The sequence below is a fragment of the Tatumella sp. UCD-D_suzukii genome, from assembly GCF_000611875.2.
Classification (GTDB): domain Bacteria; phylum Pseudomonadota; class Gammaproteobacteria; order Enterobacterales; family Enterobacteriaceae; genus Tatumella; species Tatumella ptyseos.
Genome location: NZ_JFJX01000001.1, coordinates 333,533 through 344,680, shown reverse-complemented (window position 1 = coordinate 344,680; position 11,148 = coordinate 333,533). Strand labels below are relative to the sequence as shown.

The 11,148-nt window shown below is 54.4% G+C and carries 9 protein-coding genes; all 9 read right to left on the bottom strand.

Going from position 1 to position 11,148, the window contains the following annotated elements; translation table 11 throughout:
• Positions 1–20: 20 nt before the first annotated feature.
• Positions 21–242 (bottom strand): hypothetical protein, encoded by a 222-nt coding sequence (locus tag CG67_RS01605; RefSeq protein WP_025901236.1) that lies wholly within the window; start codon positions 240–242, stop codon positions 21–23.
• Between the two features lie 73 nt (positions 243–315).
• Entirely contained in the window at positions 316–1,791 is a 1,476-nt protein-coding gene (murC, locus tag CG67_RS01600; RefSeq protein ID WP_025901235.1) for a UDP-N-acetylmuramate--L-alanine ligase, read from the bottom strand.
• A gap of 72 nt (positions 1,792–1,863) precedes the next feature.
• On the bottom strand, positions 1,864–2,922 hold the full coding sequence (gene murG, locus CG67_RS01595; RefSeq protein ID WP_025901234.1) for an undecaprenyldiphospho-muramoylpentapeptide beta-N-acetylglucosaminyltransferase: 1,059 nt from the start codon (positions 2,920–2,922) through the stop codon (positions 1,864–1,866).
• Entirely contained in the window at positions 2,919–4,145 is a 1,227-nt protein-coding gene (gene ftsW / locus CG67_RS01590) for a cell division protein FtsW (protein WP_025901233.1), read from the bottom strand. Before ftsW ends, murG begins: the two co-directional genes overlap by 4 nt.
• On the bottom strand, positions 4,145–5,461 hold the full coding sequence (gene murD / locus CG67_RS01585) for a UDP-N-acetylmuramoyl-L-alanine--D-glutamate ligase (RefSeq protein WP_025901232.1): 1,317 nt from the start codon (positions 5,459–5,461) through the stop codon (positions 4,145–4,147). The genes ftsW and murD overlap by 1 nt, the downstream gene beginning before the upstream one ends.
• 2 nt (positions 5,462–5,463) lie before the next feature.
• Complete coding sequence (mraY, locus tag CG67_RS01580; RefSeq protein WP_025901231.1) at positions 5,464–6,546, bottom strand: phospho-N-acetylmuramoyl-pentapeptide-transferase; 1,083 nt, start codon at positions 6,544–6,546, stop codon at positions 5,464–5,466.
• The gene (gene murF / locus CG67_RS01575) at positions 6,540–7,904 is read right to left on the bottom strand and encodes a UDP-N-acetylmuramoyl-tripeptide--D-alanyl-D-alanine ligase (RefSeq protein ID WP_025901230.1); all 1,365 of its coding nucleotides are present in this window, start codon (positions 7,902–7,904) and stop codon (positions 6,540–6,542) included. The genes mraY and murF overlap by 7 nt, the downstream gene beginning before the upstream one ends.
• Entirely contained in the window at positions 7,901–9,388 is a 1,488-nt protein-coding gene (murE, locus tag CG67_RS01570; RefSeq protein WP_025901229.1) for a UDP-N-acetylmuramoyl-L-alanyl-D-glutamate--2,6-diaminopimelate ligase, read from the bottom strand. The genes murF and murE overlap by 4 nt, the downstream gene beginning before the upstream one ends.
• Positions 9,375–11,141, bottom strand: a complete 1,767-nt coding sequence (locus tag CG67_RS01565) for a peptidoglycan glycosyltransferase FtsI (RefSeq protein ID WP_025901228.1) — start codon at positions 11,139–11,141, stop codon at positions 9,375–9,377. Before CG67_RS01565 ends, murE begins: the two co-directional genes overlap by 14 nt.
• Positions 11,142–11,148 lie beyond the last annotated feature (7 nt).

Here is an 11,148-nt window from a genome sequence, read left to right as displayed (position 1 = left end):
TGATTCTGCGCGCACTGTGCTCATTTTTTAACGTCTGAGAGGAAGAAATACTGTGTCTCATCAGCAAGATACTTAGCATTGTAGTCGCAAAATTCATTTTTAACCTTAATACGCGCCGAACGCAGTGATTTTTCATCTTCTGCATCGGCAACATATTCCGTGTCATTCTGTCCGTTCATTACGAAGATATCACTATCCCCTTGAAAACACGGCGCTGAAAACGCTTTCCGGGCGATGACCATTTCGCCATAAGTCCGCAGAATGTAACGTCCTCTCCCCGGTGCTGTAAACCAAGGCTTTCCCGGTCGTCTTTTATCAGCCAGGCAGTTCTTCTGTCCGCGTCACCGGCTGCAGTTTCCGGTCAGCCAGAGTCCGCGCAATTCGCCCCACCGTGCCGGCGCCCTGCGCCAGGACAAGATCGTTTCCGCTCAGTGCCGGTGCCAGCGCATCGGCCAGCATCTCATTATCAGAGACCAATATCGGTTCAACTTTCCCGCGGCTTCTGACTGAGCGGCAAAGTGCCCGGCTATCTGCCCCGGCTATCGGAGCTTCTCCCGCAGAATAGACTTCCAGCATCAGCAGGACATCCACCTGAGAAAGCACGTTCGCAAAATCATCGAACAAATCACGGGTGCGCGTATAACGGTGAGGCTGAAAAATCATCACCAGCTTTTTATCCGGCCAGCCGGCACGGGCTGCTTTTATAGTGGCATCCACTTCTGTCGGATGGTGACCATAATCATCCACCAGCATCGCCGTTCCTGGCTGACCATTCACAGGTTCGGTGGGGTATTCACCCAGCAGATCAAAGCGGCGTCCTGTCCCCTGGAAATTTTCCAGCGCGGTAAGGATATCGCTATCTTCGATCCCTTCTTCTGTCGCCACAGCCACCGCCGCGGCGGCATTCAGCGCATTATGGCGCCCCGGTGCATTCAGAGTGACTTCCATGACCGGCTTATCATGATGGACCAGGGTAAAATGCCCCTGAGCACCTTTTTGCCGGTAATCTTCAATTCTGATATCGGCATCGTCACTGAAACCATAAGTCGTTATCTGACGACCAACCTGCGGAATAAGCTCACGGATAACAGGGTCGTCGACACATAATACGGCGCGGCCATAAAACGGAAGATTATGTAAAAAATTCACAAAGGTCTGTTTCAGGTTGTCAAAATTTCCCTGATACGTATCCATGTGATCAGCTTCAATATTTGTCACCACTGCAACCATCGGCTGCAGATGCAAAAACGATGCATCACTCTCATCTGCTTCGGCAATCAGGTAACGACTGCTTCCCAGACGGGCGTGCGTTCCGGCGGCTTTAACCAGTCCGCCATTAACGAAAGTCGGGTCTAACCCGCCTTCTGCATAAATGCTGGACACCATCGCGGTGGTCGTCGTTTTACCGTGCGTGCCTGCAATCGCAATCCCGTGGCGGAAACGCATCAGTTCCGCCAGCATTTCTGCCCGACGGATCACCGGGATCCTGGCCTCACGGGCGGCGATCAATTCCGGGTTATCCGCAGAGATGGCACTGGAAACCACAACCACACTGGCATCAATCACGTTCTCTGGCCGGTGGTTAAAATAAATGATAGCCCCCAGCGCACTCAGATGCTGAGTGACCGGGTTCGGTGCCAGATCAGAACCACTGATCTGATACCCTTCATTCGCCAACACTTCAGCAATACCGCCCATCCCTGCACCACCAATGCCGACAAAATGGATATGCCTGACCCGACGCATTTCAGGCACAACAGAGCGCAGTTTTGCTAATTGTTGAGTATTCATCTCGTTACACTACCTGTTCATACTTTCCCCGGGACATTCTGCCCGGAAAAAGCCGCTCACCCGGAGCTATATTCATTTAACGACTTTCGCCACTTCATTTGCTACGCGTTCAGTCGCGTCCGGAACGGCGACTGCGCGGGCTTTTAATGCCATCGTCAGCAATTGCTGACGGTCCCAGCCATTTAAGGTTTCTGCGATGACAGAAGCCGTAAAGGCGGGTTGTTCAAAAATTCTGGCCGCCCCGGCATTTTCCAGCGGCAGTGCATTCCAGTACTGCTGCCGATCTTTGTGCTGAAAAGGCACAAAAATCGCCGCCAGTCCGGCGGCAGCGACTTCACTGACCGTTAATGCACCGGAACGGCAAACCACCACATCAGCCCAGGCATACGCTTGCGCCATATCATCAATAAACTCATTGATGCGGTGGCCGGTCTGCCCGACACTGGCATACTCCGCTTCAACAGCCTCCAGCGCACCTTTTCCGGTCTGGTGCCAGAGGGTGATACGGTCACCACATTTTTCAGCCACGTAAGGCATCGTCTGGTTTAACACTCTGGCCCCCTGACTGCCCCCGACGACCAGCACCCGAATCGGCCCTTCACGCCCGGCAAAACGTTGTTCAGGAGCCGGTAATGCCAGTACATCCGTACGAACCGGATTTCCGACAACATCGGCGTTCGCAAAAGCGCCCGGGAAAGCCTGTAACACTTTACGCGCAATCCGGGACAACCCTTTATTTGTCAGACCGGCGATCCCGTTCTGCTCATGCAGTACCACAGGAATACCGCAACTCCACGCCGCCAGTCCGCCGGGGCCGGAAACATAGCCGCCCATACCCAGCACCACATCCGGTTTCCAGCGCTTCATAATCGCTCTGGCCTGACGCCATGCCGTAAAGATACGCCAGGGAGCCAGCAACTGAGCTTTTATGCCTTTACCCCGTAATCCGCTGATGCGGATAAAATCAATATCGATACCATGCTTCGGGACCAGGTCCGCTTCCATACGGTCAGCGGTCCCCAGCCAGCGAACCTGCCAGCCCTGAGCCATCAGGTGATGGGCCACTGCAAGGCCCGGAAAAACATGTCCGCCGGTGCCCCCGGCCATGACCATTAATCGCTTGCCGCTCATCGGCTACCCCGGGTAAACGCCTGCGCTTTTGTCAGGCGTGTTTCATAATCTATTCGTAATAACAGCACGATAGCTGTCGACATAATAATCAGGCTGGAACCACCGTAACTGATTAACGGCAGGGTCAGACCTTTGGTCGGGAGCATCCCCGCGGCGGCACCTACGTTCACCAACGCCTGGAAACTGAACCAGACCCCGATAGCACAGGCCAGAAAACCGGAAAAACGCTGATCCAGTTCCAATGCTCTGCGGCCAATCGACATCGCCCGAAAAGCGACGAAGAATACCATCAAAAGTGCGAGTGACACACCGAAAAAGCCGAGTTCTTCGCCGATAATAGAGAAAATAAAGTCGGTATGGGCTTCAGGCAGATATTCCAGCTTCTGAACCGAGTTTCCCAACCCCTGTCCCCAGAACTCACCACGCCCAAAGGCCATCAGAGACTGCGTCAGCTGGTAGCCACTGCCGAAAGGATCCGCCCAGGGATTCCAGAAAGAAGTCACGCGGCGCATACGATAGGGTTCTGCAAGGATCAGCAGTACCACAGCAAAAAGTCCCGACCCGATGATCGCGAGGAACTGCCAGAGTTTAGCCCCCGCCAGAAACAACATCGCCAGCGTTGTTACAAACAATACGATCACCGTCCCCAGGTCAGGCTGCGCCAGCAGCAGGACCGCGAGCACCACCATGACCCCCATCGGTTTACAGAATCCCCAGAAGTTACTCCGGACCTCGTCTACCTTTCGCACCAGATAACTGGCGAGATAACAAAACAGGGATAATTTAGAAAATTCTGCCGGCTGAATACGCAACGGGCCCAGGGCTATCCAGCGGGAAGCACCGTTGACCGAGCTCCCAACCACCAGCACGACCAGCAGCATGACGATAGAAATCAGCAGCATTACGTTACTGTACTTCTGCCAGAACGACATCGGTAAGCGCAGCGTGACCAGGGATATGGCAAACCCCAGCCCCAGGTAGAACGCATCACGTTTCGCAAAATAGAACGGATCATCATCCATTCTCTGCCCGACCGGTACCGACGCAGAGGTCACCATCACAAAGCCGACGATGGCTAAGCCAAACGTTAGCCATAACAACGTACGGTCATACAGAATAATGGCTGTATCATCGCTTTCTTTCGCCCCCATCACCCAGTCCCTCAGGCGACCGGAGATGGCAAGTATCAGTGCGACAGGGTATCTCAGGCCCGGGATACGCATTAACCTAACTCCTTAGCAAGACGGGTAAATTCATCGCCCCGTTGCTCAAAATTTTTAAACTGATCGAGGCTGGCACAAGCCGGGGATAATAAGACCAGATCACCGGGCGCAGTCTGTGGAGCAATCGCTGCCATTGCCTGCTGCAGGGTATCGGTACGCACGGAAACCTCCGGACGCAGCGCCGCCAGCTCATCGCCATCACGACCAAAGCAGTAAATTTTCAGGTTATCTCTCTGCAGGTACGGTAACAACGGTGTAAAGTCTGCCGATTTACCGTCACCGCCCAGCAGCAACCACAACTGACCTTTCACGATCAGCCCTTTCAGCGCTGCCTCCGTGCTCCCCACATTGGTCGCTTTCGAATCATTAATCCAGTCGACTCCATGACTCCGGTGAGCAAGACAATACCGGTGGCTAAGCCCTGTGAAGGTGGTCAGCGCTTTCAGGCTGGTCGCTCGTGGTAATCCGGCGGCATCGGCCAGTGCCAGGGCGGCCAGGGCATTGGTGTAGTTATGCTGCCCGGTCAGTTTCATTTCCCCGGTATCCAGCACTTTCTCCCCTTTCACCCGTAACCAGGTACTCCCCTGCTGAGTATTCAGGTGATAATCACCGACATTCACACCGAAACTGATACACCGGCTATCGACGCCGCGCACCGGCATCGTTAATCCGTCATCAGCGTTGACGACACAGGTCGTTGCATGTTCGTAAATACGTAATTTGGCGGCACGGTATTGCTGCATTCCCAGCGGATACCGATCCATATGGTCTTCGCTGACATTCAGGATCGTCGCGGCTGCCGCTTTCAGGCTATGGGTGGTTTCCAACTGAAAGCTTGATAATTCCAGCACATAGAGCTCAATGGTCTCACTGAGCAGTGAGAGTACCGGCAGGCCGATATTTCCGCCGACGGCCACATGACAACCTGCAGCTTTCGCCATTTCGCCGACCATCATCGTCACGGTGCTTTTACCGTTCGACCCGGTGATAGCCACTATCGGTGCCCGGGCCTCGCGACAAAACAGTTCAACGTCCCCGACAATCTCGACGCCCGCCTCTTCAGCACGGGAAAGTGCCGGGTGAGAAAGTGCGATGCCCGGGCTTGCGACGATTAAATCCGCGTCCAGCAGCCAGTCTTCATTAATCCCCCCCAGAAAACGTTCTACCGTTTCAGGGAGTTTTTCGAGTCCCGCCGGCGATATCCGGGTATCTGTGACACGCGGGGTTACCCCCCGCGCCAGAAAGAAATCAACACAGGAGAGGCCGGTCAGCCCCAGCCCGATAATGACGACTTTTTTACCCCGATAGTCAGACATAATTAACGTACCTTAAGGGTTGCCAGCCCGATCAGAACCAGCATTAATGAGATAATCCAGAAGCGTACGATGACACGCGGTTCCGGCCAGCCTTTCAGTTCATAATGGTGGTGGATCGGCGCCATACGGAAAATGCGCTGCCCGCGTAACTTGAACGACCCGACCTGCAGAATGACCGACAAGGTCTCTACGACAAACACACCACCCATGATCACCAGCAGGAACTCTTCACGCAGTAACACGGCAATGGTTCCTAACGCACCGCCCAGGGCCAGGGAACCCACATCGCCCATAAAGACCTGAGCCGGATAGGTGTTGAACCAGAGAAAGCCCAGTCCGGCCCCGACAATAGCGGTACAAACGATCACCAGTTCGCCGGCATAACGCAGGTAAGGAATATGCAGATACTCGGCAAAATTAACGTTACCGGTCGCCCAGGCCACCAGCCCGAACCCGGCAGCCACAAACACGGTAGGCATAATCGCCAGACCATCCAGGCCATCGGTCAGATTCACCGCATTACTGGTTCCCACAATGACAAAGTAGGTCAGTAACAGGTAACTCAGCCCCAGCTGAGGCATCACATCTTTGAAGAACGGCACCACCAGTTCTGTGGCCGGCGTTCCTTTGCCTGTCGCATACAATGCAAAGGCAACCGCCAGTGCGATCACGGACTGCCAGAAGTATTTCCAGCGGGCAATCAGGCCCTTGGTATCTTTACGTACAACTTTGCGGTAATCATCAACAAACCCGACAATCCCGTAGCCAATCAATACGAACAGCACACACCAGACATACGGGTTTGACGGATAAGCCCACATCAGTACCGAAATAGTGATAGAGGCGAGGATCATCAGGCCCCCCATCGTCGGGGTTCCTCGTTTACTGAAGTGTGATTCAGGGCCGTCGTTACGGACAACCTGGCCAATCTGTAATTTTTGCAGCCAGCTGATCAGGCGAGGCCCCATCCACAGGCTGATAAATAACGATGTCAGCAGACTGACAATCGCGCGAAATGTCAGGTAAGAAAAAATATTAAATCCGGAGTAAAATGAAACCAGATGTTCAGCCAGCCAGACTAACATGTGCCCTTCTCCTGTAATTGCTGAACCACTTCTTCCATAGCTGCACTTCGCGAACCCTTAATCAAAATAGTGACTTCCTGATGTTCAGATAATAATGTCTTTAACCGGTCAACCAGCGCCGGTTTAGTGGTGAAATGTTCCCCGTCAGGGCTTTCTTCTGAGATAAACCGGCTCAGATGACCGGTACTTAATACTTTATCGATCCCTGCTTCCCGGGTGGCCTGACCCACCGCACGATGGCATTGTTCCGCTTCATCGCCCAGTTCGCCCATATCTCCGACCACCATGATCCGGTAGCCCGGCATTTCACCCAGCACTTGTGCCGCTGCGGTCATGGATCCCACATTCGCGTTATAGCTGTCATCAAGTAAGCGGTGTGTCTCTGACAGCCGGACAGGATAGAGACGCCCGGGGACCGGTTGCAGGGTGCTGAGTCCGTGACGGATAGCGCTGAGTGGTGCGCCGACCGCCTGAGACAGCGCCGCCGCCGCCAGGGCATTCGCAATATTGTGGCGGCCAGGCAATGGCAGAGTCACGTCCACCTCTCCCTGCGGAGAATGCAACGTAAATGCGGTCCCTCCGCCGTGGATCACAACGTGGCTGGCATAGAAGCCGACACCGGCTTCCGCATTCGGCGAGAAACGCCAGACGATTTTATCGGCCAGACGAGGCTGCCAGTTCGCCTGATCATTACTGTCATTGTTCAGAATAGCGATGCCCCCCGCAGGGAGCCCTTCGAAAATTTCACCTTTGGCTTTCGCCACTCCGGCCAGGGAGCCAAAACCTTCCAGGTGTGCCGCTGCCAGGTTATTGACCAGCGCCGCTTCAGGCCGGACCATCGCCGTGGTATACGCGATTTCACCCTGGTGGTTTGCCCCCAGCTCGATGACAGCAAACTCATGCTCGCGGGTCAGACGTAATAACGTCATCGGCACACCGATGTCGTTATTCAGGTTACCTGCGGTATAGAGCGTATTTCCGCATTGCTTCAGGATAGCGGCGGTCATCTCTTTCACAGAGGTTTTACCCGAAGAGCCGGTCAGAGCCACAACCCGGGCAGGGACCTGTCGCCGAACGCAGGCAGCCAGTTCCCCGAAAGCAATGCGGGTATCTTTAACCACGACCTGCGGAATGTTTGTTGGCAGGGGTTTACTCACCAGTAAAGCACCGGCACCGGCGTTTATCGCATCAGCAATAAAATCATGAGCATCAAAGCGCTCGCCGATCAGTGCAACAAACAGGCAGCCCGGGGTTACTTTACGGGTATCTGTGGTGACGGCAGTAAATTCAAATGCCGGTTCCCCGGAAAGCTGCCCGCCGGTAACCTCTGCCAGTTGCTGTAAACTTACCGAAATCATGCCATTACCCCCAGCAGCCCCGCGACAGTCGTTCTGTCCGAGTAATCAAAACGTCGTTGCCCGATAATCTGATAATCTTCATGACCTTTACCGGCGACTAATACAATATCGTCCGGGCCAGCCTGTGACAGTGCCTGTTCAACGGCACGGGCCCGGCCGGGGATCACCATCGCTTTCCCCGGATCCAGCAGACCACTGAGAATATCTTTGACGATGGCGGCGGGATCTTCGGTACGCGGATTATCGTCAGTGATCACAACCTGATCGGCCAGCTCTTCAGCGATTGCCCCCATCAGCGGACGTTTACCTTTATCCCGGTCACCGCCACAGCCAAACAGGCACCACAGTTTCCCACGGCAGTGTAAACGGGCAGCGGTTAACGCTTTTTCCAGTGCATCCGGGGTATGTGCGTAATCAACCACCACTGCCGGGCGGCCTTCAGTATGGAAAACCTCCATACGTCCGCAGACCGGTTGCAGCTGTTGTGCCGTTTCACACAGGCGCGCCAGCGGATACCCCAGTGAGAGCAAGGTTGCCATTGCCATCAGCATGTTGCTGACATTGAACGCGCCCATCAGCTGGCTGGTGAACTCCCCTTCCCCCCAGTCAGAACGGAAGGTGACCCTGGCGCCTTTTTCCAGATAGACGATCCCGGTGGCCTCGATAGCGCGGCCACTATGTTCAGCGGCAATATTGCCTTCCATACTGACAGCCACTCCGTCTGTCAGTTTTTTCAGCCACAGACGCCCGGTCGCATCATCCGCATTAATAATGGCTTGCCCGACCTGATGCTCGGAGAATAATGACCATTTTGCAGCTTCATAGCTTTGCATATCGCCGTGATAATCCAGATGGTCACGGCTCAGATTGGTGAATACTGCGGCGGCAAAGGGAATGGCGGCAACACGATGCTGTACCAGGCCATGAGACGATACTTCCATCGCCGTCAGCGTGGCCCCTTTGGCCTGCAGATCTGACAGTACATGCTGAATATCTACCGCTGAACCGGTGGTATTTTCGCTGGGCACCAGTTGGCCGAAAAGACCGTTGCCGACGGTTCCCATGACTGCGCCGGTTTCTCCCAGCAGATTAGCCCACTGCGCCAGCAACTGACTGGTAGTGGTTTTACCGTTAGTCCCGGTAATACCGATAACCTTCTGCTTTTCTGCCGGCTGCCCATAGAAACGTCCGGCCAGCGCAGAAAGGCGTTGCGACAGTTGCTTCAGATAGATAACCGGCACACCCTGAAATTCTTTAATATCACCATCGGCAGCTTCACCTTCAGCCTCAGCAATCACTGCCGCCACGCCCCCGGCAATCGCCTGCGGAATATATTGGCGGCCATCAACCTGATGCCCCGAGACAGCCACAAACAGATCGCCGGATGCCGCAACGCGGCTATCCAGTGTCATTTCCCTCAGCTGACGTTCCGGCGCACCCGGCACCCAGGGGGCCAGCAGGTAACGCAAGTTACGATCTGTCACTTGAATCCCCATTGTTATTAGTTACTGAATCATTTTTGTTACTGGCAGGTAAGGCATCCGGCTCGATATTCATCGTGCGTAGCACGCCGCCCATAATGGCGCCGAATACCGGTGCAGATACCGCACCTCCGTAATATTTACCGGCCTGCGGATCATTGATAACAACCACCAACGCAAAACGTGGGTGGCTTGCCGGCGCGACACCTGCGGTGTAAGCGATATATTTATTGATATAGCGTCCGTCAGGGCCGACCTTCTTCGCGGTGCCGGTCTTAATGGCAATGCGGTAGCCTTTAATGGCTGCTTTTACCCCGCCGCCGCCAGGCAGAGCTACACTTTCCATCATATGGAGAACCGTTTTGACAGTGGCTTCCGGGAAGACCCGTTCACCCGCGACCGGAGGATCGACTTTCGTAATGGAAAGGGGCCTGGCGATGCCATAGCTGCCGATGGTGGCGTAAACACGGGCTAACTGTAGCGGTGTAACCATCAAACCGTAACCGAATGAGAAGGTCGCCCGTTCAATGTCAGACCACCGTTGTTTTTTGGGATATATGCCACTGCTTTCACCGACTAACCCGAGATTGGTCGGTTTTCCGAGGCCAAACCGGGAATAGGTGTCGACCAGCGCCGAAGATGGCATCGCTAACGCCAGTCGGGACACACCGACGTTACTCGATTTCTGCAATACCCCGGTCAGTGTCAGTTCGTTATAACGGGAAACATCTTTGATTTCATGGCCATTAACCCGGTAAGGTACGGTATTAATCACGCTACCTTCCCGCACAACACCACGTTGTAAAGCCGTCATCACCACCATCGGCTTCACCGTAGAACCGGGCTCAAAAATATCGGTAATGGCCCGGTTTCTCATCGCATCCTTGGAGGTATTCCCCAGGTTATTAGGGTTATACGCCGGGCTGTTGGCCATCGCCAGCACTTCGCCGGTATTCACATCCACCAGCACCGCAGACCCGGATTCTGCTTTATTAAAAGCCACGGCATTGTTAAGTTCACGATAGACCTGGGCTTGTAATCGCTCATCAATACTCAGCGTCAGGTTATGTGCGGCCTGGCTATCCGTAGAGGATATGCCCTCAATCACACGGCCCTGACGATCTTTACGGACCGTACGAGCCCCCGGCTGACCGGTTAACCACCGATTGAAACTCTTTTCGATGCCCTCAATTCCGACGCCATCAATATTTGTAAAACCGATTAAGTGTGCCGTTACCTGCCCTGCCGGATAATAACGGCGCGATTCTTCCCGCAGGTTTACACCAGGCAGTTTCAGCTTTTTAATGTATTCACCCACGGACGGGGTTATCTGACGGGCAAGATAGATAAAGCGGCTATTCGGATTAGCAGTAACACGGGCAGACAACTGATCCGTCGTCATCGATAAGGTTTCCGCAAGGGCTTTCCAGCGGTTATCGGGTGTGACCCCGCCTTTCTCAATCACGACTTTCGGGTCTATCCAGACGGCATTGACCGGCACACTGACGGCTAAAGGCCGGCCAGCGCGATCGCTTATCATTCCCCGGGAAGACGGAATGGACTGCACACGTAACGAGCGCAAATCCCCTTCCCTGACCAGTTTTCCGGGGTTAACAACCTGCAGGTATCCGATACGGGATATCAGGCCGACCAAAGCCGCCAGAATCCCCACACAGAGCAACGCAAAACGCCAGCTTATAAAGCTGGCCTTATTTTCCTGTTTTTCGGATTTCAGCGTTTTCTTCGCGCTGCTCATTCAGTCA

Coding starts and splice junctions, on each gene's coding strand:
- CG67_RS01605 (WP_025901236.1), bottom strand. CDS start 242: ATGGTCATCGCCCGGAAAGCGTTTTCAGCGCCGTGTTTTCAAGGGGAT.
- murC (WP_025901235.1), bottom strand. CDS start 1,791: ATGAATACTCAACAATTAGCAAAACTGCGCTCTGTTGTGCCTGAAATG.
- murG (WP_025901234.1), bottom strand. CDS start 2,922: ATGAGCGGCAAGCGATTAATGGTCATGGCCGGGGGCACCGGCGGACAT.
- ftsW (WP_025901233.1), bottom strand. CDS start 4,145: ATGCGTATCCCGGGCCTGAGATACCCTGTCGCACTGATACTTGCCATC.
- murD (WP_025901232.1), bottom strand. CDS start 5,461: ATGTCTGACTATCGGGGTAAAAAAGTCGTCATTATCGGGCTGGGGCTG.
- mraY (WP_025901231.1), bottom strand. CDS start 6,546: ATGTTAGTCTGGCTGGCTGAACATCTGGTTTCATTTTACTCCGGATTT.
- murF (WP_025901230.1), bottom strand. CDS start 7,904: ATGATTTCGGTAAGTTTACAGCAACTGGCAGAGGTTACCGGCGGGCAG.
- CG67_RS01565 (WP_025901228.1), bottom strand. CDS start 11,141: ATGAGCAGCGCGAAGAAAACGCTGAAATCCGAAAAACAGGAAAATAAG.